This window comes from Streptomyces sp. NPDC043878 (assembly GCF_056435735.1).
In genome coordinates, this window is sequence record NZ_JBWKDW010000020.1 from 71,206 (window position 1) to 93,300 (window position 22,095).

General features: G+C 74.0%; 23 protein-coding genes. 14 read left to right on the forward strand and 9 right to left on the reverse strand.

Annotated elements, in window-relative coordinates; genetic code table 11:
- Nucleotides 1–125 precede the first annotated feature (125 nt).
- The 4 genes from AC07AZ_RS26150 to AC07AZ_RS26165 all read right to left on the reverse strand — a co-directional run bounded on the left by AC07AZ_RS26150 (nucleotide 126) and on the right by AC07AZ_RS26165 (nucleotide 2,800).
- Nucleotides 126–716 carry a GNAT family N-acetyltransferase gene (locus tag AC07AZ_RS26150; protein WP_478851791.1) on the reverse strand — a complete coding sequence of 197 codons (591 nt, stop codon included), beginning with the start codon at nucleotides 714–716 and terminating at the stop codon, nucleotides 126–128.
- A gap of 115 nt (nucleotides 717–831) precedes the next feature.
- Nucleotides 832–1,272, reverse strand: a complete 441-nt coding sequence (locus AC07AZ_RS26155; RefSeq protein ID WP_478851793.1) for an SPW repeat protein — start codon at nucleotides 1,270–1,272, stop codon at nucleotides 832–834.
- Nucleotides 1,273–1,466: 194 nt separating this feature from the next.
- Entirely contained in the window at nucleotides 1,467–2,219 is a 753-nt protein-coding gene (locus AC07AZ_RS26160) for an anti-sigma factor (protein ID WP_478851795.1), read from the reverse strand.
- Nucleotides 2,216–2,800, reverse strand: a complete 585-nt coding sequence (locus tag AC07AZ_RS26165) for a sigma-70 family RNA polymerase sigma factor (RefSeq protein ID WP_478851797.1) — start codon at nucleotides 2,798–2,800, stop codon at nucleotides 2,216–2,218. Before AC07AZ_RS26165 ends, AC07AZ_RS26160 begins: the two co-directional genes overlap by 4 nt.
- 305 nt (nucleotides 2,801–3,105) lie before the next feature.
- Here AC07AZ_RS26165 and AC07AZ_RS26170 point away from each other — a divergent pair, with 305 nt between their 5' ends.
- Entirely contained in the window at nucleotides 3,106–4,284 is a 1,179-nt protein-coding gene (locus AC07AZ_RS26170) for a MerR family transcriptional regulator (RefSeq protein WP_478851799.1), read from the forward strand.
- A gap of 185 nt (nucleotides 4,285–4,469) precedes the next feature.
- Nucleotides 4,470–5,705, forward strand: a complete 1,236-nt coding sequence (locus AC07AZ_RS26175; RefSeq protein WP_478852017.1) for an NAD(P)/FAD-dependent oxidoreductase — start codon at nucleotides 4,470–4,472, stop codon at nucleotides 5,703–5,705.
- A gap of 181 nt (nucleotides 5,706–5,886) precedes the next feature.
- Here the strand turns inward: AC07AZ_RS26175 and AC07AZ_RS26180 are convergent, their stop codons facing one another.
- A complete protein-coding gene (locus AC07AZ_RS26180) occupies nucleotides 5,887–7,260 on the reverse strand; it encodes a cryptochrome/photolyase family protein (protein WP_478851801.1) in 1,374 nt (457 codons plus the stop codon).
- Between the two features lie 75 nt (nucleotides 7,261–7,335).
- The gene (locus AC07AZ_RS26185) at nucleotides 7,336–8,874 is read right to left on the reverse strand and encodes an SDR family oxidoreductase (protein WP_478851803.1); all 1,539 of its coding nucleotides are present in this window, start codon (nucleotides 8,872–8,874) and stop codon (nucleotides 7,336–7,338) included.
- A 91-nt stretch (nucleotides 8,875–8,965) separates the two neighbouring features.
- Between AC07AZ_RS26185 and AC07AZ_RS26190 the strand changes: the two genes are divergently transcribed.
- The 5 genes from AC07AZ_RS26190 (at nucleotide 8,966) to AC07AZ_RS26210 (ending at nucleotide 12,258) form a co-directional block, all read left to right on the forward strand.
- Nucleotides 8,966–9,109 (forward strand): hypothetical protein, encoded by a 144-nt coding sequence (locus AC07AZ_RS26190; protein WP_478851805.1) that lies wholly within the window; start codon nucleotides 8,966–8,968, stop codon nucleotides 9,107–9,109.
- A 155-nt stretch (nucleotides 9,110–9,264) separates the two neighbouring features.
- Nucleotides 9,265–9,432: a hypothetical protein gene (locus tag AC07AZ_RS26195; protein ID WP_478851807.1), complete on the forward strand. Its 168-nt coding sequence runs from the start codon at nucleotides 9,265–9,267 to the stop codon at nucleotides 9,430–9,432.
- 396 nt (nucleotides 9,433–9,828) lie between these two features.
- Entirely contained in the window at nucleotides 9,829–9,906 is a 78-nt protein-coding gene (locus tag AC07AZ_RS26200) for a putative leader peptide (protein WP_478852019.1), read from the forward strand.
- Nucleotides 9,907–10,253: 347 nt separating this feature from the next.
- Complete coding sequence (gene ssuE / locus AC07AZ_RS26205) at nucleotides 10,254–10,808, forward strand: NADPH-dependent FMN reductase (protein WP_478851809.1); 555 nt, start codon at nucleotides 10,254–10,256, stop codon at nucleotides 10,806–10,808.
- Nucleotides 10,809–11,112: 304 nt separating this feature from the next.
- Entirely contained in the window at nucleotides 11,113–12,258 is a 1,146-nt protein-coding gene (locus AC07AZ_RS26210) for an LLM class flavin-dependent oxidoreductase (protein ID WP_478851811.1), read from the forward strand.
- Nucleotides 12,259–12,276: 18 nt separating this feature from the next.
- Here the strand turns inward: AC07AZ_RS26210 and AC07AZ_RS26215 are convergent, their stop codons facing one another.
- Nucleotides 12,277–13,323 (reverse strand): acyl-CoA dehydrogenase family protein, encoded by a 1,047-nt coding sequence (locus tag AC07AZ_RS26215; protein WP_478851813.1) that lies wholly within the window; start codon nucleotides 13,321–13,323, stop codon nucleotides 12,277–12,279.
- A gap of 101 nt (nucleotides 13,324–13,424) precedes the next feature.
- Between AC07AZ_RS26215 and AC07AZ_RS26220 the strand changes: the two genes are divergently transcribed.
- From AC07AZ_RS26220 to AC07AZ_RS26245, 6 genes are all read left to right on the forward strand, one after another.
- On the forward strand, nucleotides 13,425–13,775 hold the full coding sequence (locus tag AC07AZ_RS26220; RefSeq protein WP_478851815.1) for a YciI family protein: 351 nt from the start codon (nucleotides 13,425–13,427) through the stop codon (nucleotides 13,773–13,775).
- Complete coding sequence (locus AC07AZ_RS26225) at nucleotides 13,775–14,962, forward strand: RNA polymerase sigma factor (protein WP_478851817.1); 1,188 nt, start codon at nucleotides 13,775–13,777, stop codon at nucleotides 14,960–14,962. Before AC07AZ_RS26220 ends, AC07AZ_RS26225 begins: the two co-directional genes overlap by 1 nt.
- Nucleotides 14,963–15,166: 204 nt before the next feature.
- The gene (locus tag AC07AZ_RS26230) at nucleotides 15,167–16,498 is read left to right on the forward strand and encodes an aldehyde dehydrogenase family protein (protein ID WP_478851819.1); all 1,332 of its coding nucleotides are present in this window, start codon (nucleotides 15,167–15,169) and stop codon (nucleotides 16,496–16,498) included.
- 206 nt (nucleotides 16,499–16,704) lie between these two features.
- Nucleotides 16,705–17,595 (forward strand): glycoside hydrolase family 19 protein, encoded by an 891-nt coding sequence (locus tag AC07AZ_RS26235; protein ID WP_478851821.1) that lies wholly within the window; start codon nucleotides 16,705–16,707, stop codon nucleotides 17,593–17,595.
- A gap of 255 nt (nucleotides 17,596–17,850) precedes the next feature.
- Nucleotides 17,851–18,246, forward strand: a complete 396-nt coding sequence (locus AC07AZ_RS26240; RefSeq protein WP_478851823.1) for a VOC family protein — start codon at nucleotides 17,851–17,853, stop codon at nucleotides 18,244–18,246.
- 25 nt (nucleotides 18,247–18,271) lie between these two features.
- Complete coding sequence (locus AC07AZ_RS26245; protein WP_478851825.1) at nucleotides 18,272–19,342, forward strand: adenosine deaminase; 1,071 nt, start codon at nucleotides 18,272–18,274, stop codon at nucleotides 19,340–19,342.
- On the opposite strand, the gene AC07AZ_RS26250 is transcribed toward AC07AZ_RS26245, so the two are convergent.
- On the reverse strand, nucleotides 19,324–19,839 hold the full coding sequence (locus tag AC07AZ_RS26250) for a mycothiol transferase (RefSeq protein ID WP_478851827.1): 516 nt from the start codon (nucleotides 19,837–19,839) through the stop codon (nucleotides 19,324–19,326). The two genes, AC07AZ_RS26245 and AC07AZ_RS26250, sit on opposite strands and share 19 nt — an antisense overlap.
- A gap of 80 nt (nucleotides 19,840–19,919) precedes the next feature.
- Nucleotides 19,920–20,834, reverse strand: coding sequence for a LysR family transcriptional regulator (locus AC07AZ_RS26255; RefSeq protein WP_478851829.1), 915 nt, complete (start codon nucleotides 20,832–20,834; stop codon nucleotides 19,920–19,922).
- Nucleotides 20,835–20,965: 131 nt separating this feature from the next.
- On the opposite strand from AC07AZ_RS26255, the gene mgrA reads away from it, so the two are divergent.
- Entirely contained in the window at nucleotides 20,966–21,955 is a 990-nt protein-coding gene (gene mgrA / locus AC07AZ_RS26260) for an L-glyceraldehyde 3-phosphate reductase (protein WP_478851831.1), read from the forward strand.
- Nucleotides 21,956–22,095 lie beyond the last annotated feature (140 nt).

Here is a 22,095-nt window from a genome sequence, read left to right on the forward strand (position 1 = left end):
CTCCCCCACCCCCCTCTCCCCGTCCCCCCACACACACCCCCCCCCCCCCCCCCCCCCCCCCCCCCCCCCCCCCCCAAACCCCCCCCCCCCCCCCCCCCCCCCCCCCCCCCCCCCCGCTTTCGCGCTCATACGACGTGGCCGTTCGCGGCCGAGCCGAAGTCCCCGGTCCGGGTCCGGGCCCACGTGCGCAGGGAGATCTCCCGGCCCCGTGAGACACGCGGTACCGGGGGGTCCGCCGTGAGGGCGAAGCCGCAGGAGCGGGCGACGCCCTCGCTCGCCGTGTTGCCGGGATCGATGCGCAACACCACGCGGCGTGGGCGCAGTTCGCGGGCGGCGTGGTCGGCGATCAGCCCTACCGTTCGGCCGGCCGGTCCCCGCCCGCGGTGCTCGGCCCCGATGCCGTAGGCGAGTTCGAGGTCCCGCTCGTCCGCCTCGCTGCGGAAGAGCAGGACCTCGCCGAGCGGCCGGACGCCGTCCGTGGTGACGGCCGGCTGCATCTTGTGCTCCCGGGCCTTCCCGGTCCGGGCATCGGACAGGTACGCCAGGGCCGCGCCGGTGTCGAAGGGGGAGGCCACGGGGGTCCAGCGGGCCATCTCGGGGTCGTCGTACAGCGCGACGAGTTCCGTGACGTCGTCGTCCGACCACTCGCGCAACTCGATCCCGTACCCCGAGATCCGGACCGAAGGGGGAAAGGCGGAACTCCACTCGACGTCCATGAGTTGATCCTGCCCCGGCCCCCGCGCCGGGTCCAGGTACGGGTCAGGCCGGAGAGCGCGCGGCCGGTCCGGGGCGGGCCCGGGCCGGTCCGCGCCGCGCGTCGCCCGGCGGGCGTCACGGCCTCGGCGCACTCCTCGCCGCCGTGGCGGTGCACATCAGCCCCAGGGCCAGGGCGAGGGCGCCGATGACGATGTTGTTCACCACGACTCCGGCGTCGGGGCTGTCGCCGACGATCCAGGGCGCGACGATCATCCACACGCCGAGTGCGCACATGGCCCAGCTCAGGCCGTACATGCGCGCCGGAGCGGCGGTGAACCCGAGGGCCAGCAGGCCGATCGCGATGCCGACGATCAGGTTGTGGGTCATCAGCGCGGGCTGGCTCGCCGTGTAGTGGAGGATCCACGGGGACACGGCGCAGTACAGACCGAGCAGGAACACCGGTCCGTCCACGAGCGCCACATCGCGGCCGCCGAGCATGCGGGCGTAGCGTTCCCGCATTTCCGAGGCGTCGGGGTGACTGGTGATGTCCCCCCTGGTGGGCGAGACGTTGGCCATGGCGGTCTCCTTCTGCTGCGGACCCGACCGCGTCCGGTGCGGTGTGCGGTGGGCGCCGCGCAGTCCCATTCTGCTCTTATTTTTCCTTTATGTGTAGATGTGTGTGTCCGGGGCGACCCGAGGCGGATCCCGCCACGGCCGGTCGGGGCCCGCCTTTTGAGGCGGGGCCCCTCGCGTCCGCAGGCCGGGACGGCTCAGGCCGGGAAGTCCATCAGCGCGAGGGGAGCCGACGTGGGCTCGGCCGATCCGCCCGCGGGTTCCACGGTGATGCCCATCCCGGTGGCCCGGCCGACCGGCCCGTCCAGCAGCACGCTCCGGCCGCCGGTGCGCGGGTCCATCAGGCCCGCGGACCGCATGGTGCCCCCGTCGTCGAACCACAGCTGGTAGACCTTGCCGCGCGCTGGTTCGGCCAGCCCCGAGGACACGAACACGGCCGCGTCACGGCTCGCGGACACCACGACCGTCCCGCGCGCGCCGCCCGGCAGCCGTGCGCTCCGGGTCCGGGCGTCGGGTGCGGCGAGTACGGCGGCCAGGTCGTCGGCGTCCCGCTGCGCCCGGCCGGCCACGTCACGGGCGTCCTGGGCACGCTCGTACTGCCACACCGTGGTGCCGCCGAACGCGGCCGCCGCGGCCAGACAGGCCGCGAGCACCCACCGGGAGAGCGGCCGCGCCCGCCCGGTCGCGCGCCTGGGACGCACGGAGAACCCCGTGCCGGGCGACTCCTGCCGTACGGCGACGATCCGGCGCAGCACGTCCGCCCGGGCCGCGGGCCGGGGCGGTTCGGCCGCCGCGAGGCCGAGCCGGGCCGCGGTCGCGGTGAACTCGGCCACCTCCTGGGCGCAGGCCGGGCAGCCGGCGAGATGCCGCTCGAAAGCAGTGCGCTCCTCGTCGGCCAGGGCGTGCAGGGCGTAGGCGCCCGACAGCGTGTGCAGGTCCGCGGTGATCACGCGTTCACTCCCAGGCAGTCGCGCATCCGGATCAGACCGTCGCGCAGTCGTGTCTTGACGGTTCCCAGGGGCAGGGCGAGGGCCTCGGCCACCTCCCGGTAGGTCAGTCCCCGGTAATAGGCGAGGGTGACCGACTGGCGCTGGAGCTCGGTGAGCGTCCGCAGACAGCGGCGGACCTGCTCCCGCTCCAGCCGGGCCTCGACCTGTTCGGTGACGTGGTCGTAGTCGGGCGTGCGGTCCAGCAGGGCCGCGCGGTGGTCGCGGGCGGCGGCCGCCTCCACCGAGCGCACCCGGTCGATGGCCCGCCGGTGGGCCAGGGTGAGGATCCAGTTGATGGCCGTGCCCCGGTCCTCGCGGTACCGGGGAGCGGTGCGCCACACCTCCACCAGCACCTCCTGGGCGACCTCCTCCGACTGCGCCCGGTCCCGCAGCACGCTGCGTACGACACCGAACACGGGGCTCGCGACGATGTCGTAGAGCGCGGCGAACGCCTTCTGGTCGCCCAGCGCCACGCCACCCAGCAACTCCTGCGGATCGGGTTCCGAGGACGGGTTGGTGCCGATGTACACGGCTTCTTTCACGAGGGGGATCCTCCGGGTGGTGCGATGTGTCCGGACGTAATCCGGTGCCAGGGGTCCGGCGGATTGGTCGGGTCCCCCGGAAGGGCGACCGTCTCGTGCAGCGGTGCCGGCCCGCTGGCCTCCTTGCCCTGTCTTCCGGCGGCGCGCCAGGTACGGATGCGAAGGGGGCGGCGGGGCGCCGCGGGGGTCACTCGTCGCGGGTTCGCTCAGGCCGGGGTGCGCTCCGGCCGGGCTGTGTACGGGCGTACGGCGAGCGGGGTCCGCGCCCGTCAACTCGCATCGGTTCTGCGTCGTAGAGTCGACGCATGGGTGAGTCCGCAGCAGAGCACGGCCCGCCGGACGGGTTCCACGACGGGACGGACGGCGAGGGCGCCGAGGCCGGGCTCACGACGGGCGGACTGGCGCGGCGGCTCGGGGTGTCGCCCACCACGCTGCGCTCCTGGGACCGCAGGTACGGCATCGGGCCGGCCGTCCGCGCCGAGGGCAGACACCGCCGCTGGACACCGCAGGACGTGGTGATGCTGGAGACGATGTGCCGCCTCACCTCGTCCGGAGTGCCGCCCGCGGAGGCGGCCCGCGCCGCCCGGGAGGGACTGCGGCGACCCGCTTCCGGCGCGGAGGGGCCGGCCCGGGGTGGACCGGCCGGCGCCGCGGGGCTCACGGGGGCCGGGCGGTCCGGGGCGGGTGTGTCCTCCGGGTCCGGGCGGTTCGGCGCGGAGGTGGCCGCGGGGTCCGAGGGGCCGGGCGCCGGGGCGTCCGCCTCGGGCGAACCGTCCCGTGCCCGCGCCCGTTCCCGCGCGGCGGGAGGGCTGCCCCTGGGCGACGTGCGCCAGGAGTGCCGAGGTCTCGCCCGCGCCGCCGTCCGGCTCGACGCCCCGGCGGTCGAGGAGCAACTGGCCGCGGTCGTCGAGGAACACGGGCTCACCGTCGCCTGGCAGGAGGTGATGATGCCCACCCTGCACGCCGTGGGACGCAAGTGGGCCTCCTCCGGCGACCGGTACGTCGAGGTCGAGCACCTGCTGTCCTGGCACGTGTCCACCACCCTGCGCCGGTACACCCGCGCCCCCGGGTCGGGGACGGGCGCCTCCGCCGGGCCCGTGGTGCTGGCCTGCGTCCCCGGCGAGCAGCACACCCTGCCGCTGGAGGCCCTGAACGCGGGGCTCGCTGAAATCGGCGTACCCGCCCGCATGTTCGGCGCCGCCGTGCCCGCCGAGGCGCTCACCGCGGCGGTCCAGCGGCTCGGCCCGCGCGCGGTGGTCCTGTGGGCACAGTCGCGCTCCACGGCCAGTGTGCCGCTGGCCCGGCACGTCGCCGCCACCCAGTGGGGAGTGAAGGGAGCCCGCAGACAGCCCCTGGTCCTGCCGGCCGGACCGGGCTGGGGCAGCCGCCCCGCACCGGGGATGCCGAGGCCGGCCACTCTGGGCGACGCCCTCGACCTGCTGTGCGCCGCGTACGGCACCGAGCGTCCCGCCGTGCCACGCTGATGCACCCGGGACCGGGGCGGAGCCCGGCCCTGCCGCTGCGGCCGCAGCGGCGAACTCGCGGCCGGTCCGCATCCGTGCGACCGTCGGTTCGGGAAGCGGGGGTGAGAGGCCCGTGCCGAGGGGCACGGCCGTCGCCGTCCGGTCGCGCCGGACGGCCCGAGACCACGAGGACGGTCGCCGTGCCCATGACCCGCGACACCCCCGACGTCCTGGTGATCGGAGCGGGAGTGGCCGGACTGGCCTGCGCCCGGGACCTGTGCGCGGCCGGCCTCGGCGTGCGCGTCCTGGAGGCGTCCGACGAGGTCGGCGGCCGGATGCGTGCGGACCGCGTCGACGGGTTCGTGGTGGACCGCGGTTTCCAGGTCTTCAACACCGCCTACCCGCAGGTCCGCCGCCGGCTCTCCCTGCGCGAACTGAGGCTGCGGCCCTTCACACCGGGCGTCCTCATCCACACCGGGCAGGAGACGCTGCGCTTCACCGATCCCAGCCGCCGCCCCCGGACGCTGCCCGACCTGCTGCCGGGCCGGCTCGCGGGCCCGCGCGACCTGCTGGCCCTCGGTGCCCTGTCGGCCCGGGACATGCTGGCCCCGGCCCGGTTCGTCAAGCGCTCCGAGGACCGTACGACGCGGACGGCACTGGCCGCCGCCGGCTTCTCCGACGACTTCGTGGAGTGCTTCTTCAGGCCCTTCCTGTCCGGCGTGTTCCTGGAGGACGGCCTGGAGACGTCGAGCCGGTTCTTCCACCTGGTGTGGCGCACCATGCTGCGCGGCACCCTGTGCCTGCCCGACACCGGCATCGGCGCCGTCCCCCGCGCCCTGGCGGCCGGTCTGCCCGCGGACGCCGTACGGCTGGAGACCCCGGTCGAGACCCTCACCGACACCGGTGCGCTCACCGCCGCGAGCGGCGAAGTGCCCGCCCGGGCCGTGGTGGTGGCCACCGGGCCCGGCCCGGCGGCCGCGCTGCTGCCCGGCCTCGAACTGCCGCCCTACCGCGTCGTGACGACGTACTACCACGTCGCGCCGCGCTCCCCGCTCGGTGAGCCGACCCTGCTGGTGGAGCCCCGGCGCCGCTTCCTCAACACCTGTGTCGTCAGCGACGTCGCCCCCGGATACGCCCCGCCCGGTTCCGCGCTCGTCGCCACGTCCGTCCTGGGCGAGGACACCGCGGGCCGGGAGACCGGTGTGCGCGCCGCGCTCGGCGAGGTGTACGGCACCGACACCGGCGGCTGGGACCTGCTGACCGTCCGGACGATCGACGCCGCCCTGCCGGCGATGGCGCCGCCCCAACCCCTCAGCCGCACCAGCCGGTTCGGCCCGAACCGCTACGTGTGCGGCGACCACCGGGCCACCGGCTCGGTGCAGGGGGCCCTCGCCTCCGGAGCCCGCGCCGCCCGCGAGATCCTCCGGGACCTGGGACGCTGAGCGCCGCGGCCGGCCGGCTGTTTCCCGTCACCCCACGGCCGGTCGATCCCATGGGCCGGTCGACGCCACGGGCCGGTCGATCCCACGGGCCGGTCGATCCCACGGTCGACGCCACGGGCCGGTCGACCCCACGGGCCGGTCGATCCCACCGGCGGCGCGGAGTCGCCCCCCAGCGGCCGCATCAGTCGCGGTCGCGGCCCCGGCGGAAGCGGGCGAGACCTTCCGACAGTTCGACGATCGGGTCGGGGTAGTCGATCGCCGCGCGGTCCAGTCCCGTCAGTCTCCACGGCTCGTGGATCAACGGAGCGCTCAGCGAGGCGAGTTCGGGGACCCAGCGGCGCACGTACGCCCCGTCGGGGTCGTACCGCCTGGCCTGGGTCACGGGGTTGAGGACGCGGTTGGGGCGGCTGTCCGTGCCGGTGCCGGCCATCCACTGCCAGTTCAGCTGGTTGTTCGCGATGTCACCGTCGACCAGCAGGCTGAGGAAGTGCCGTGCGCCCACCCGCCAGTCGACGTACAGCGTCTTGGTGAGGAAGCTCGCGGTCAGCAGCCGGCCGCGGTTGTGCATCCAGCCCTCGTGGCGCAGCTGACGCATCGCCGCGTCGACCACCGGATATCCGGTGCGGCCCTCCTTCCACGCCTCGACGTCCTCGCGTGCGGCGCGCTCGGAGCGCCAGCGGTCGTGTTTGGTGCGGTAGTCGGCGCCGGCCGCTTCCGTCCGCGCGGCCAGTACCTGCCGGTGGAAGTCGCGCCACGCGAGCTGCCGGACGAACGCCTCGGCGCCCGGGCCGCCCACGCCGCGCGCCCGGTGGACGAGTTCGACGGCGGAGAGGGTCCCGAAGTGCAGGTGCGGCGACAGATGCGAGGTGGCGTCGCGGGCCAGGTCGTCGTGCCGGTCCTCGTACGCGGCGACACCGCTGCGCAGCCACCTCGTCAGCCGCTTGCGGCCCGCCACCTCACCGCCCGCGGCCAGTCCCGGCGACAGCACCGACAGCCCCTCTCGGGAGGGGAGTCGGCCGGAGGCCACGCCCTCCGGTACGCGAACGGCACGCGGCGCGCCGAGGACGTCACGCAGCCTCTGCTGCGACCACTGGCGGTAGTACGGGGTGAAGACGGCGAAGTGGTCCGAGGAGGCGGGGGTCAGGGCTCCCGGCGTCACCGCCGTGGTCACCGTCTCGTGGACGTGCAGCCGCCGCCCCTCCCGCTCCAGGGCGTGCCGCAGCCGTACCTCGCGGCGGTGGGCGTGGCCGCTGACGTCGGCCGCCATGTGCACCTCGTCGGCGTCGGCCTCGGCGGCCACCTCGCACACCTGCTCGACGACGTCGCCGGAGCGGACGACGAGCCGGCCGCCCCGGTCGCGCAGCCCCGCGTCGAGGTCGCGCAGACAGTCGGCGAGGAAGGCCAGCCGGTTGGGCGCGGCGAAGCCGGCGCCGTCCACGGCGGGGTCGCGCACGAAGAGCGGCACCACCTGGCGGGAGCCGTCGCTCGCCGCCCGCAGCGGTGGATGGTCGTTCAGCCGCAGGTCGGCGGTGAACAGGACGACCGAGACGTTCATGGCGCGGGCTCCGGGGAGAGGAAGCGGGTGGGCTGTGTCTGGTTCCGGCTCCGGCGGGCCCGCGGATGCGCGGAGTCAGCGGAAGGGCGCGCGTTCCCTCCGTCGGGTGACCGGCGCCTTCCCGGCGGCCTTCGCGATGTTGCGGGCCATGCCGCCGAACACCGCCGCGTGAAAGGGGGACACGCTCCGCCAGTAGGCGTGGCCCAGCAGTCCGTGCGGGTGGAAGAGGGCGCGCTGCCGGTAGCGGGTGCGGCCGTCCTCGTCGGTGTCGGCGCGCATCTCCAGCCAGCCCAGCCCGGGCAGCCGCATCTCCGCCCGCAGCCGGAGCAGACGCCCGGATTCGATCTCCTCCACCCGCCAGAAGTCCAGCGCGTCGCCGACGCGCAGGTGTGCCGCGTCCCGGCGGCCGCGCCGCAGGCCGACTCCGCCGACCAGCCGGTCCAGCCAGCCGCGCACCGCCCAGGCGAGCGGGAAGGAGTACCAGCCGTTCTCGCCGCCGATGCCCTCGATCACCCGCCACAGCGCGTCGCGCGGGGCGTCCACGACGAGTTCGCGGGAGTCCGTGTAGAGGCTGCCGCCCGCCCAGTCCGGGTCGGTGGGCAGCGGGTCGCTCGGCGCGCCGGGCACCGACGCGGACGACCAGCGGGTGGTCACCCGTGCCTCGCGCACCCGCCGCAGGGCGAGCCGGACCGCTTCGTCGAAGGCGATCGGGTGTCCGGGCGGATCGGGCAGATGTCGCGTGATGTCGTGTTCGGTGCAGACCACCTCGTGGCGCAGGGACTCGGTGAGCGGCCGGGCGAGGGAGGCCGGTACGGGTGTCACCAGGCCGACCCAGTGGCTGGACAGGCCGGGGCTGAGCACCGGGACGGGCAGGATGAGGCGGCGGGGCAGGCCGGCGACCGCCGCGTAGCGGACCATCATCTCCCGGTAGGTCAGGATGTCCGGCCCGCCGACGTCGAAGGCGCGGCTGACCTCGTCGGGCAGCAGGGCACTGCCGAGCAGCAGGCGCAGCACATCCCGTACGGCGATGGGCTGGATCCGGGTGTGCACCCAGCTGGGGGTGACCATCACGGGGAGGCGTTCGGTGAGGTAGCGCAGCATCTCGAAGGAGACGGAGCCCGACCCGATGATGACGGCCGCCCGCAGTACCACGGTGGGCACGCCGGAGTCCAGCAGGATGCGGCCGACCTCGGCCCGCGACCGCAGATGCGGTGAGAGTTCGTGCTCGGGCACACCCGCGGGGGTGAGGCCGCCGAGGTAGACGATCCGCCGTACGCCGGCCGCCCGGGCCTGCTCGCCGAAGACGCGTGCCGCCCTGCGGTCGGTCTCCTCGAAGTCCGAGCCGGTCCCCAGGGCGTGCACCAGGTAGTAGGCGACGTCGATGTCCCGCATGGCCTCGGCCAGCGACGAGGCGTCGGTGACGTCGCCGCGCACCACCTCCGCCTCGCCCGCCCAGGGATGGTCGCGCAGCCGGCCGGGGGAGCGGGCCAGACAGCGCACCCGGTGGCCCGCGGCGAGGAGTTCCGGCACCAGCCGGCCCCCGATGTATCCCGTCGCGCCGGTGACCAGGCAGCGCCGGGCGGTCCCGGCCGACGGGGAGTCGTGCGTGTTCATGGGGCTTCGGCTCCTCGCTCGGTGGGTTCCTCCATGATTCCTTCCGCGGTGCGGGCCGAACCGGATGCGGGGCTTTCCATAGGCTGATCGCGTGGCGACAGCGGACGAGCGGGAGCAGCCCGCGCCGGCGCGGGACATCGGCCCCCGGGCCGGGCGGCCGGGACGGCTCAGCCGGACACCGGAGCCGCCGCAGGACCCCGACCGGAGTCGTGGCCTCACCTCCGCGTCGTCCTGACCCGCCCGCAACGATCAGCCGTCGGAGGCGCTCTGACGGCCGGTCGGCGCACACGTACCGAGTTCGGAGGGTCCGGGTATGCCCCTGCCGATCCGGGGCAAGCGGAATGTACGGGAGTTGAAGGTTGAGGGCCATCTCTGGAGGTGCGTGACGTGATGGGCGCGAAGGTGTTGGAGCGTTTTCCTGCAGGAAGTCCCCGCGGATCGTGGCCCGCGGAGGAGTGCGCGGCGCAGCGCCGTGCGGAGGGTCAGCCCGCCACGGTCGTGATGGACCTGAAGTCGGACGCCTTCCTCGTGGTGGTCCCGGCGCGCGAGGACGACTGACCGCGACCGTCGTGCCGGACGGCGCGTCCCCCGCCCGGGGTGCCGCCCAGGTCTCGCGCCCGCCGCACGAACACCTCGTCGGGCCCTGCGCCGCCCGGACACGGACCCGGCCCCGCGCCGCTGGAGCACCAGCAGCCCCGGGCCGGGTCCCCGGCTGTCGGCCGGCAGGTGGGCGCACTCACGTCCGGCGCGGCCCCGCGCGGCGAACCGAGCCGGGTGACCGCGGCCGGCTGTTCCGGCTGTTGCGTCCGCACGGCGACGGAACCGCTTTCCGATCACGCCCGTTCAGGCGTTTTCCTGTCACCCCTTCGTGAAACCCACTGGTCCGCGATACGAGACCGGTCGGGATTTCCTTGACTGCCCGGACGGGCGACTGCCACGATCGTGGACATGAAGATGCGACTGGACCTCACGCGGCGACGGCATGTCGACCTCGCGCGCGTCTCCAGCTCCTTCTGTTGTCCCGCGGCCTGATCCCGCCGGTCCGCCGCACCTCTGCCGCGCCACACCGCACTGTCCCCGGACGGCCGCGCGCCGCGCTTCCCCGGCACCGACACCGCCCGAATTCCGCGACGGGTCGCGCCCATGGAACGACGGGCCGCGCCCCTCGCATTCGGCGTTCCTGAAATTCGCCGGGGGCCTCGACCGGTTGTCGCGCGATGCCCGCACCCACACGCCGCACGACCGCGTCGCCCACAAGCGCCGCGAGGCCGGCCGCCGGGAGCCGGAGGGCGAACTGCCCGGACCCACCTGGTACTCCTGACCGACCTCACGGGGGCGTCCGTCGCACACAGGCGCCCCTCCTTCCCGAAAGAGGGCCCATGGCCACCGTCCTGTCCGTCTCCGGCAGCCCCTCCGCCTCCTCCCGCACCAACCGTCTGCTGCGCCACCTGGACCGGCGCCTGAGCGCCCAGGGCCACGAGGTGATCCCGCTCGACGTGCGCGCCATCCCCGCCGAGGCCCTGCTCGGCGCGGACTTCCGGCACCCGGCGATCGTCGAGGCCACCGAGCTGTTCGCGCGGGCCGACGGGGTCGTCGTGGGGACACCCGTGTACAAGGCGTCGTACTCCGGTGTCCTCAAAGCCCTCCTGGACCTGCTCCCGCAGTACGCCCTCACCGGCAAGACCGTGCTGCCGCTCGCCACCGGCGGGTCCACGGCCCATGTCCTCGCCATCGACTACGCGCTCCGGCCGGTCCTCAGCTCCATGGGCGCGGCCCACATCGTGCAGGGCTGGTTCACCCTCGACAAGGACATCACCGTGCACCCGGACGGCACCCTCACCGTCGCCGCCGGCGCGGGCGAGGCGCTCAGCCAGGTGGTCGACCAGTTCTCGACCGCCCTCGGCCGCACCCCGGTGCTGGCCGCCGCGGGCTGACCGCCGTGTCCGCGCAGGTGATCGCCTACGACGCGGAAGCCTTCGCGGTCACCACCCGAGGGACCGGCCGGTCCCGCGCCGGAGCCGCCGGACGCGAGGCGAACGGGCCGCCGAACGCCGGTTCCCGCGCGAGGAGACGGACCTGCGCACGCGCCCAGGCCGCTCGCGGTCACCGTCCCGCTGAACGATCCGGCACAGCGGCCGGTACGTGCTGAACGGCACGAGACCACCCCGCCACGGCCTCCTCCAGAGCCCGCCGCGGCACCAGGCCGCGGTCCCGCGGACATCCCGATCGGAGACCCCCGTGTCCCTCACCTTCCACTGGTTCCTGCCCACCAACGGCGACAGCCGTCACGTCGTCGGCGGCGGCCACGGCACTCCGGCCACCGCCTCCGGACGGGACCGGCCGCCGACGGTCGCCTATCTGAGCCAGATCGCCCGCGCCGCCGAGGAGTTGGGCTTCGTGGGCGCGCTCACACCGACCGGCGCCTGGTGCGAGGACGCGTGGCTGACCACCGCGATGGTCAGCCAGAACACCGAGCGCCTGAAGTTCCTGGTCGCCTTCCGCCCCGGCTTCGTCTCGCCGACGCTCGCCGCGCAGATGGCCTCCACCTTCCAGCGGCAGACCGGTGGCCGGCTCCTGCTCAACGTCGTCACCGGCGGCGAGAGCCACGAACAGCGCGCCTACGGCGACTTCCTCGACAAGGACGCCCGCTACCGCAGGACCGGCGAGTTCCTCGACGTCGTCAGGTCGCTGTGGGAGGGCAAGACCGTCGACCTCAAGGGCGAGCACCTCCAGGTCGAGGACGCGAAACTGGCCCGGCTGCCCGACCCGGTGCCCGAGGTGTACTTCGGGGGCTCCTCGCCGATCGCCGGGGAGGTCGCGGCGCAGTACGTCGACGTGTACCTCACCTGGGGCGAACCGCCCGCGCAGGTCGCCGAGAAGATCGCCTGGGTGCGGGGGCTCGCGGCGCGGCAGGGACGCACCCTGAGGTTCGGCATCCGCCTGCACGTGATCACCCGCGACACGTCCGAGGAGGCGTGGGCCGAGGCGAACCGGCTGCTGGCGGGCTTCGACCCGCAGACCGTGCGCTCCGTCCAGGCCGGGCTCGCCCGCAGCGAGTCCGAGGGCCAGCGGCGGATGCTCGCCCTGCACGGCGGCGGCAGCCGCGACGGCCTGGAGATCCACCCCAACCTCTGGGCCGGCATCGGGCTGGTGCGCGGTGGCGCGGGCACCGCGCTGGTCGGCAGCCACGACGAGGTCGCCGAACGGATCAGGGAGTACGCCGCCCTCGGCATCGAGGAGTTCGTCCTGTCCGGCTATCCGCACCTGGAGGAGGCGTACTGGTTCGGAGAGGGCGTCCTGCCCCGCCTGGCCGCCCAGGGAGTCTGGAAGCACCCCTTCCACGCGGAGCCGACCCCCACGGCCCAGACCCCGTTCGCGAGCTGAGAACCGACCCCGCCCCGGCTAGCGAAACCCGGAGGCCAGGGCGTCGAGGTGGGCTCGGCGGGATTCCGGGGTCTGGCCCTGGACCAGGAGGAACAGGGCCTCCCTCGCCAGGCGTTGGGGGGTGCTGGTGAGGGCGAGGGAGCGGCCGCCGCCGGTCACCACCGCCGCGCTGGTGGCCGCGCGCATCAGCTCGAACGCCCGTGTCCGCAGGGCGAGCCGGTCCGCCGTGCGCTCCTGCGGGGCCGGCAGGTCGGCCAGGGCGTAGGCCCGCCCGCGGATCTCCGCGAGCCGCTCGCGCAGCGGGGACGCCGTGTCCTGATCCACCAGGGCGAGCGCCGCCTCGGTGATCCCGAACACCGCCGGGCTCGCGTTCACCGTCCTGGCGCGGTCCGCCGCCGCCCACTCCTCGTACGGCGTCCGGAGCACCACCGCCTCCTCGGGCAGCCACAGGCCGTCCAGGTCGAGGGACACCGTGCGGGCGGCCCCGAGCGCGGCCAGCCGCATCGGCTCCGACGCCCGCAGCCCCGGCTGCTCCCGCGCCTCGGCGAAGGCGAACAGGACCTCGTCCGACTCGGTGACCCCGGCCAGCAACAGCACGTCGTTGAGCCCCCACCCGGTGTACCAGGGCACCGTTCCCTCGAAGCGCCGGCCGCCGCGCTCCCGGGTCACCCGGACCGGCGTCCGCGGATACGCCCGGAGGTGGGCGTAGGCCACGCCGGACAGCAGTTCGCCGCGGGCCAGCGGGCCCAGCAGCCGCCTCCGCGCCGGGCTCCCGCTCTTCGCCAGGGTCAGCACGGGCGTGTGGTGCTGGGTCTGCACGAACCACGTCGAGCAGCAGGCGCCCGCCAGGATCTCCGCCGTCTCGCGCGCCACCGCGGCCGGCGCCGCCGACCCGCCGTACTCCTTCGGCGCGCTCACCCCGAGCAGACCCGACCGCCTGATCTCGGCGAGATGGCTCGCGGGCACCTCCGTCCGGTCGACCTGTTCGGCGTGCGGGACGAGCAGGTCGTCCGCGAGGCGGCGGGCTCGGACGACGAGCGGGTGCGGGGCGTGCGGTGCGGTCATGGGGAAGATTCTTCCGGTGTCGCGGGGGCCGGTGTCGATCCGGGGCCGTGCCGTTCGTGTAGGAGGTGAGACAACGGGATCGCGACACCACGGAGGACGTCATGAAGCACTACCTGCTCAGCGTGATCACCCCCAGCGGGGGCGAGCCGCCGTCGGCCGAGGGCCTCGCGGAGATCAACCGCAACCTCGAGACCTTCCACCAGGAGCTCCAGGAGGCCGGGGCCTGGGTCTTCGCCGGCGGACTGCACGGACCGGAGACGGCCACCGTGCTGCGCCCCAAGGACGGCGACGTCCTCGTCACCGACGGGCCCTACGCGGAGGGCAAGGAGTACCTCGGCGGGATCTGCCTGATCAAGGCCCCCGACCTGGACGCGGCACTGGCGTGGGGCCGCAGGGCGACCTGGGCGACGACCCTGCCCGTCGAGGTGCGCCCGTTCATGGGCGAGGTCTGATGCCGCTGGACGTCGAGGCCGTCTTCCGCGCGGAGTACGGCCGCGCGGTCGCCGTCCTCGTCCGCTTCCTCGGCGACATCGACCTCGCCGAGGAGGCCGTCCAGGACGCCTTCACCACGGCCGTACGGCGCTGGCCCGAGACCGGGCCGCCCCCGAGCCCGGCGGGCTGGATCATCAGCACCGCCCGGAACCGGGCGATCGACCGGCTGCGCCGCGAGTCCTCCCGGGACGCCCGGCACGCCGAGGCCGCCCGCCTGTACGCCCCCGACCCGCCCACGGAGGAGGGCCCCGTGCGCGACGACCGGCTCCGGCTCCTGTTCACCTGCTGCCATCCCGCGCTCGCCGAGCAGGCGCGGATCGCGCTGACCCTGCGGCTGCTGGGCGGCCTGAGCACGCAGCGGATCGCCCGCGCCTTACTGGTGCCCGAGCCGACCATGGCGCAGCGTCTGGTCCGCGCCAAGGCGAAGATCCGTGACGCGCGCATCCCGTACCGGGTGCCCCGCGACGCCGACCTGCCCGACCGGCTCAACGGAGTCCTCGCCGTCGTCTACCTGATCTTCAACGAGGGGTACACCGGCGACGCCGCCCTGTGCGCCGAGGCCGTGCGCCTGGGCCGCCTGCTCACCGGGCTGATGCCGGACGAGCCCGAGGCGGCCGGCCTGCTGGCGCTGATGCTCCTCGTCGAGTCGCGCCGGCCTGCCCGGCTCGACGGGTGGGGCGTGCTCGTCCCGCTGCCCGAGCAGGACCGCGGCCGCTGGGACCGGGACCTGATCGCCGAGGGGCAGGACCTGGTCCGCCGTTGTCTGCGCCGCAACCGGCCGGGGCCGTACCAGATCCAGGCGGCGATCCAGGCCGTCCACAGCGACGCGCCGAGTGGCGCGGCCACCGACTGGGGACAGATCCTGCGCCTGTACGACCAGCTGACGGCGATCGCCCCGACTCCGGTCGTCGCCCTGAACCGGGCGGTGGCCGTCGCGGAGGTGGACGGTCCGCGCCGGGCCCTCGCCCTCGTCGACGGGCTGGACCTCGACGGCTACCACGTCTTCCACGCGGTCCGTGCCGACCTGTTGCGCCGGCTCGGCCGTGACACGGAGGCCGCGGAGGCGTACGACAGGGCCCGCGCGCTCAGCGAGAGTCCCGCCGAACGGGCCTGGCTGGAGGGGCGGCCCCGGCACCTGAGACGCTGAGCGCCGTGTGACGGGCCGGACACACAAAGTCGTCCACCTGCCTGTGGAATTTACTCGGGCAGGTGAAAGGTTGGTATATACATCCGATGGACGGCGGACCGGCACACGAGCCACCCGGCCGGCCGGCGGACGAACCGGCGACCCAACGAACCGACCCCTACCGCGCCGCGTCCCGCAGGGCACGCGCATCACCAGCGAGGCACCGTGAACCAGCCCATTTCCGAGCAGCCCGCCGCCACCGTGGCCCGACTGCGCGCCACCTTCCGCACCGGCCGCACCAAGCCCCTGGAGTGGCGCACGGCCCAGCTGCGCCGCCTGCGCGAGATGCTCACCGACAACGGTCCCGACCTGGCCGCGGCCCTCCACGCCGACCTGGGCAAGAGCTCCACCGAGGCGCACCGCACCGAGATCGACTTCACGGTCCGCGAGATCGACCACACCCTCGACCACCTCACCGGCTGGCTGCGCCCCGAACCGGCCCCCGTCCCCGCCCATCTGGGAGCCGACGCCTCGGCCTGGACGCAGTACGACCCGCTCGGCGTCGTCCTCGTCATCGCGCCCTGGAACTACCCGGCGCAGCTCCTGCTCGCACCCGTGGTCGGCGCGCTGGCCGCGGGCAACGCGGTGGTCGCCAAGCCGAGCGAGCTGGCGCCCGCCACGTCCGCCGCCCTCGCGCGGCTGCTGCCCGCATACCTCGACACCGACGCGGTCGCCGTCGTGGAGGGCGGCGTCCCGGAGACCACCGCCCTGCTGGCCGAGCGCTTCGACCACATCTTCTACACCGGCAACGGCACGGTCGGCCGGATCGTCATGCGGGCCGCCGCGGAGCACCTCACGCCGGTCACCCTCGAACTGGGCGGCAAGTCCCCGGCGTTCGTCGACCGCGGCACCGACCTGGAGGTCGTCGCGGCCCGGCTCGCGAGCGGCAAGTTCCTCAACGCGGGGCAGACCTGCGTCGCCCCCGACTACGTCCTGACCGACCCGGAGACCGCCGCAGCCCTGGAGCCCGCGCTGGCCCGCGCCGTCGAGACGCTGTACGGCGCCGACCCGTCGGCCTCCGCCGAGTACGGCCGTATCGTCAACGAACGGCACTTCGACCGGCTTTCGGGCCTGCTCGACTCGGGCCGTGTCGTCGTGGGCGGCACCGGTGACCGCGCGTCGAAGTACCTCGCGCCCACCGTCCTGGCCGACGTCGATCCCGGCTCGCCGGTCATGCGGGAGGAGATCTTCGGTCCCGTCCTGCCGATCGTCACGGTGCCGGGTCTGGACGAGGCGATCGACTTCATCAACGACCGCGACAAGCCGCTCGCCCTGTACGTCTTCAGCGAATCCGCCGACACCCGAGGGCGCATCGCCGCCGAGACGTCCTCGGGCGGACTCGGCCACGGCCTCCCGCTCGCCCATCTCACCGTCTCCGACCTGCCGTTCGGCGGCGTGGGTGAGAGCGGCACCGGCAGCTACCACGGGCGCTACTCGATCGAGACGTTCAGCCACCGCAAGGCGGTGCTGGAGAAGCCGCTGAGTCCGGCCGGGTGACGTGGGCACCGATATGTGCGGTGGCGAACGGGAGTTGACTGGTCTGGACCCTTGACTGGTACAGACCAAGGCGGTTGAGTATGGCTCCCACCCCCCACCACGGCCGCGCCCACGCCGTGCCGGGTCGCACCGGCACGCGCGTTCGGGGTCCGGCTCCGCCCTGCCCTCGTCCGGGTGCGGCCGTGCTCCGCAGAGGAGTTGTCCCTGTGTCGAGGCGCCGCATCTCCGCCGTGGTCACCGCACTCGTCCTCGGCAGCGCCGTGCCCGTGCTGCTGCCCGCCGCACCCGCTTCCGCCGCCGCCTGTTCGAGCTATCCCGCCTGGACGGCCGGCCGGTCCTACGCGACCGGCGACATCGTGCGCTACACCGACGGCAAGGCCTACATCGCCGAGCACGACAACCCGGGCTACGACCCGACCATCAGCACCTGGTACTGGGATCCCTATGCCTGCGACACCGGCTCGGGCAACCCGTCCGGCAGCTTCGTGGTGAGCGAGGCCCAGTTCAACCAGATGTTCCCGAACCGGAACTCCTTCTACTCCTACAGCGGCCTCACCGCCGCGCTCGGCGCGTACCCGGGCTTCGCCAGGACCGGCAGCGACACGGTCAAGCGGCAGGAGGCCGCGGCCTTCCTCGCCAACGTCGGCCACGAGACCGGCGGCCTGGTGTACGTCGTCGAGCAGAACACCGCCAACTACCCCCACTACTGCGACTGGAGCCAGTCGTACGGCTGCCCGGCCGGCCAGTCCGCCTACTACGGACGCGGGCCCATCCAGCTCAGCTGGAACTTCAACTACAAGGCCGCGGGCGACGCGCTCGGCATCGACCTGCTCAACAACCCCTGGCTCGTGCAGAACGACTCCGCCGTGGCCTGGAAGACCGCCCTGTGGTACTGGAACACCCAGACCGGGCCCGGCAGCATGACCCCGCACAACGCCATGGTCAACGGCGCCGGCTTCGGGCAGACCATCCGCTCCGTCAACGGCTCCCTGGAGTGCGACGGCAAGAACCCGGCGCAGGTGCAGAGCCGCGTGGACGCCTACCAGCGGTTCGCGCAGATCCTCGCCACGGCACCGGGCGGCAACCTCTACTGCTGAGTCCGCCCGGCGGCCCGCCCGTCCACCGCACCTGCTCGGGCCGGACACGGTGGACGGGCACGGTGGACGGGCGTCGTCGTTTCCGCCTCCGGGGCGGGGGTGGCCGGCGACTCGGGGTGCCGCCGTCTCCGCCTCCGCGACGGCGGCGGACGGCGACTCGGGGCGCCCCCTTTCCGCTCCAGGACGAGGGCGACTGGCGACCCGGAGGTTTTACGTATAACGTCTCCGGTCGATCCCCACTCCGGAGAGGCCCCGATGAGACGTATCGCGCTGGTCGCGCTCGTGGTCGACGACTACGACGAGGCGATCCGCTTCTACACCGAGGCCCTCGGTTTCCGGCTCGTCGAGGACACCGCCCGCCCCGACGGCTCCCGCTGGGTGGTCGTCCGGCCGGGCGCCGGGGACCAGGGCACCGACCTACTGCTCGCCCGCGCCAGGGACGAGGCCCAGCGCGGCCGCGTCGGCGACCAGACGGGCGGCCGGGTCGGGTTCTTCCTGCACACCGACGACTTCGCCCGCGACCACGCCCGGATGCTCGCCGCGGGCGTGACCTTCCTGGAGGAGCCCCGCCACGAGCCGTACGGCTCGGTCGCCGTCTTCCAGGACCTGTACGGAAACCGCTGGGACCTGCTCCAGCCCGCCACCGACTGAGACCCACCTGCCGAGGAACACGCACATGACCGCGCCCCGTGTCGACACCGAGACCCTTCGCCGGCTGCCCAAGGCCGTCCTGCACGACCACCTCGACGGCGGCCTGCGCCCCGCCACGGTGGTGGAACTCGCCGGGTCGGCCGGCCACCCGCTGCCCACGACCGACCCCGAAGCCCTGGCCGCCTGGTACGTCGAGGCCGCCGGTTCCGGTGACCTGGTGCGCTACATAGCGACCTTCGAGCACACCCTCGCCGTGCTCCAGTCCCGCGAGGGCCTGCTGCGCACGGCCGAGGAGTACGTGCTCGACCTCGCCGCCGACGGCGTGGTCTACGGGGAGGTGCGCTACGCCCCCGAGTTGATGCTGAAGGGCGGGCTGACGCTGCCCGAGGTCGTCGAGACCGTCCAGGAGGGACTCGCCGCGGGCATGGCCCGGGCGGCCGCCGCAGGCACCCCGGTCCGCGTGGGCACCCTGCTGTGCGGCATGCGCATGTTCGACCGCACCCGCGAGATCGCGGACCTCGCGGTGGCCTTCCGGGACGGCGGGGTCGTCGGCTTCGACATCGCGGGCGCCGAGGACGGCTTCCCGCCCGCCGACCACCTCGCCGCCTTCGAACACCTGCGGCGCGAGAACGTCCCGTTCACCATCCACGCGGGCGAGGCGCACGGACTGCCCAGCATCCACCAGGCGCTCCAGGTGTGCGGCGCCCAGCGCATCGGGCACGGCGTGCGGATCACCGAAGACATCGTGGAGGGCAAGCTCGGCCGCCTCGCCGGCTGGGTCCGCGACCGCCGGATCGCCCTGGAGATGTGCCCGACCTCCAACCTCCAGACCGGCGCGGCCACCTCGATCGCCGAGCATCCCATCACGGCTCTGAAGGACCTGGGTTTCCGGGTCACCCTCAACACCGACAACCGGCTGGTGTCGGGCACGACGATGACCCGCGAGATGTCCCTGCTGGTGCAGGAGGCGGGCTGGACGGTCGAGGACCTGCGCACGGTCACGGTGAACGCGCTGAAGAGCGCCTTCGTCCCGTTCGAGGAGCGCGAGGCACTCATCCGAGACGTCGTCCGGCCGGCCTACGAGGCAGCGCTCTGAAGCAGTCCCCGCAGGTAGGCGGCCTGTCCGATGTGCTGGAGATCGTCGGACAGGACGCTCACCAGCCGGACGCCCAGAGTGACCGGCGGCTCCCAGCGCTCGTCCACGACCCGGTCCAGGTCCTCGGTGCCCAGCCCGCGCAGGAACGTCACGCTCTGTGCGTGCACGGCGTCGTGGTAGCCGGTCAGCAGGTCCCCGGAGTCGACCCGCACCTTCGCGACCTGCCCGGCGCTGTGCCCGTAACCGGTGGCCCTGCGCGGCAGGTCGAGCCCGAAGCGCTTCTCCCAGTCCTGTGACAGCCACACCTGGTCGAGTCCGGCGACGTCCGCGACATGGTCGTCCTGAACCCGGGTGAGATGCCAGACCAGCCAGGCCATGGAGTTGGCGTCCGGCGCGGGCCGGGCGTTGAGCACCTCCGCGGGCAGGCCGTCGACGGCGGCGTGGACCTCTTCCCTGATGCGGTTGTATCCGTCGATGAGGACGTCCTTTGCATGCATACGTCCACCATCGCGCATCGCGCTCCGTCATGCGTCCGGAATCCGGCTCCCGCGGCAACCCGCGGGCGGCCCGCCCGGGTTCAGGAGGGATGGGACCCGTCCTGGGACGCCGTCAGGCCCCCGGTCTCCAGCAGTTCCATCAGGGCCCGGGCGGCCGGGCTGGTCGTCTGCGGGGGCGGCAGCAGCGCCACCGTCTCGTAGGCCGCGTCGCCGGTGCCCTTGAGCGGGACGGCCGCGAGGGAGGCGCGCTTGTGCCGGAAGTGCGCCGGCACGACGGCGATGCCGAGGTCCTCGTCCACCAGGTCCAGCAGCCCGTGCACGTCGTTGACCTCCAGCGTGACGGTGCGCTGTACGCCCGCGGCGGCGAACGCGGCGTCGGTCGTGCGGCGCGGCCCCCAGTCGTGGTGGAAGTCGACAAAGACCTCGTCGCCCAGGTCCTCCGGAGCGACGGCCGCGCCCGCGGTCGCCAGCCGGTGGGAGGGATGGCACAGCACGGTCATCGGTTCACTGGTCAGCGGTACGGAACACAGCTGGTCGCCGTCCGAGGGGGTGCGCACCGCGAACGCCAGGTCGAGACGGCCGGCCGCGACCTCCTCCGCCAGCGCGCCCGAGCCCGCCTGCCGCAGCCGGATCTCCACGTCCGGATGGCGGCGCCGGAACGCGGCCAGCAACTTCGCCACGGGGACGCCCGCGATGCACTGCTCGGTGCCCACCGCGAGGGTGCCGCGCAGCACGCCCTGCACCGCGGCGACGGCCTCGTGGGCCGCCCGCACCTGTGCCAGGATGCGTTCGGCCTCGCCCAGCAGCGCCCGCCCGGCCTCCGTGAGCGTCACCCGGCGGGTGGTGCGCACGAACAGCGGGGTCTGCAGCTCCCGCTCCAGGGCCCGGACCGAGGCCGACAGGCCGGACTGGGACACCCTGAGCCGTTCGGCGGCCCGGGTGAAGTGCCGGTCCTCGGCGACCGCGACGAAGTGCTGGAGATGGCGCAGTTCCATGATTGAGAAGCCTATCCGCTGAATTCCATCGGATTCTCCTGTTGGACCGCTGCCGCCCGGTCGCCGAAGAATGGGACCGGCGTCCTGGGTCTCCCGGGAGGCCGCACCCGTGCCAACCCCCTGGAGTCGCGTTGTACACCGCACACCCCGACCGTTACGCGGACATGCCCTACCGGCGCACCGGACGCAGCGGCCTGAAGCTCCCCGCGCTGTCGCTCGGCCTGTGGCACAACTTCGGCCCGGACCGCCCGGTCGAGACGCAGCGCGCCATCCTGCGCCGCGCCTTCGATCTCGGTGTCACCCACTTCGACCTGGCCAACAACTACGGGCCGCCGCCCGGTGCCGCGGAGTCCGCGCTGGGCGAGGCCCTCAGAGCCGACTTCGCGCCGTACCGCGACGAGCTGGTCATCTCCACCAAGGCCGGCTACCTGATGTGGCCCGGCCCGTACGGGGAGTGGGGTTCGCGCAAGTACCTGCTGTCCTCGCTGGACCAGAGCCTGACCCGGATGGGCTTGGACCACGTCGACATCTTCTACTCGCACCGCCCGGACCCGGAGACTCCCCTGGAGGAGACGATGGGTGCCCTGCACACGGCGGTCCAGCAGGGCAAGGCGCTGTACGCCGGCGTCTCCAACTACTCGCCGGAGCAGACCCGCGAGGCCGCCCGCATCCTGGGCGAGCTGGGCACTCCGCTGCTCATCCACCAGCCGCGCTACTCGATGCTCGACCGGCGCCCCGAGGACGGTCTGCTGGACGCCCTCGACGAGCTCCAGGTCGGCTCCATCGCCTACTCGCCGCTGGAGCAGGGCCTCCTCACGGGCCGCTACCTCGACGGCATCCCCGAGGGTTCGCGGGCGGCGAGCGACAGCCCCTTCCTGAACTCCGACGCGGTCACCGAGGAGCTGGTCGGACGGCTGCGTGCCCTCGACGACCTGGCGAAGTCCCGGGGGCAGTCCCTGGCCCAGATGGCGCTGGCCTGGGTGCTGCGCGGCGGCCGGGTCACCTCGGCCCTGGTCGGCGCGAGCAGCCCGCAGCAGCTGGCGGACAGCGTCGAGGCCATCCGCAACCTCGACTTCGACGCGGACGAACTGGCCCGGATCGACGCCCTCGTCAAGGGCTGACGCATCCGGGGCGCGGTGCCCCGAGAGGTCCCGGGGGGGGGGGGGCGCCCCCCGGGACCCCCCCGTCTCCGTCCCCCCCCCATTCCGCCCCTCCCCCCCCCCTCCAGTTCACCCGTTTCCCCCCCCCCTCCCCCAGAACC

What these genes read in the sequence shown, in the direction of transcription:
- AC07AZ_RS26150 (WP_478851791.1), bottom strand. Translation starts at nt 716, where the DNA reads ATGGACGTCGAGTGGAGTTCCGCCTTTCCCCCTTCGGTCCGGATCTCG.
- AC07AZ_RS26155 (WP_478851793.1), bottom strand. Translation starts at nt 1,272, where the DNA reads ATGGCCAACGTCTCGCCCACCAGGGGGGACATCACCAGTCACCCCGAC.
- AC07AZ_RS26170 (WP_478851799.1), top strand. Translation starts at nt 3,106, where the DNA reads ATGGGTGAGTCCGCAGCAGAGCACGGCCCGCCGGACGGGTTCCACGAC.
- AC07AZ_RS26175 (WP_478852017.1), top strand. Translation starts at nt 4,470, where the DNA reads ATGACCCGCGACACCCCCGACGTCCTGGTGATCGGAGCGGGAGTGGCC.
- AC07AZ_RS26180 (WP_478851801.1), bottom strand. Translation starts at nt 7,260, where the DNA reads ATGAACGTCTCGGTCGTCCTGTTCACCGCCGACCTGCGGCTGAACGAC.
- AC07AZ_RS26185 (WP_478851803.1), bottom strand. Translation starts at nt 8,874, where the DNA reads ATGAACACGCACGACTCCCCGTCGGCCGGGACCGCCCGGCGCTGCCTG.
- AC07AZ_RS26195 (WP_478851807.1), top strand. Translation starts at nt 9,265, where the DNA reads ATGGGCGCGAAGGTGTTGGAGCGTTTTCCTGCAGGAAGTCCCCGCGGA.
- AC07AZ_RS26200 (WP_478852019.1), top strand. Translation starts at nt 9,829, where the DNA reads ATGCGACTGGACCTCACGCGGCGACGGCATGTCGACCTCGCGCGCGTC.
- ssuE (WP_478851809.1), top strand. Translation starts at nt 10,254, where the DNA reads ATGGCCACCGTCCTGTCCGTCTCCGGCAGCCCCTCCGCCTCCTCCCGC.
- AC07AZ_RS26215 (WP_478851813.1), bottom strand. Translation starts at nt 13,323, where the DNA reads ATGACCGCACCGCACGCCCCGCACCCGCTCGTCGTCCGAGCCCGCCGC.
- AC07AZ_RS26220 (WP_478851815.1), top strand. Translation starts at nt 13,425, where the DNA reads ATGAAGCACTACCTGCTCAGCGTGATCACCCCCAGCGGGGGCGAGCCG.
- AC07AZ_RS26225 (WP_478851817.1), top strand. Translation starts at nt 13,775, where the DNA reads ATGCCGCTGGACGTCGAGGCCGTCTTCCGCGCGGAGTACGGCCGCGCG.
- AC07AZ_RS26240 (WP_478851823.1), top strand. Translation starts at nt 17,851, where the DNA reads ATGAGACGTATCGCGCTGGTCGCGCTCGTGGTCGACGACTACGACGAG.
- AC07AZ_RS26245 (WP_478851825.1), top strand. Translation starts at nt 18,272, where the DNA reads ATGACCGCGCCCCGTGTCGACACCGAGACCCTTCGCCGGCTGCCCAAG.
- AC07AZ_RS26250 (WP_478851827.1), bottom strand. Translation starts at nt 19,839, where the DNA reads ATGCATGCAAAGGACGTCCTCATCGACGGATACAACCGCATCAGGGAA.
- AC07AZ_RS26255 (WP_478851829.1), bottom strand. Translation starts at nt 20,834, where the DNA reads ATGGAACTGCGCCATCTCCAGCACTTCGTCGCGGTCGCCGAGGACCGG.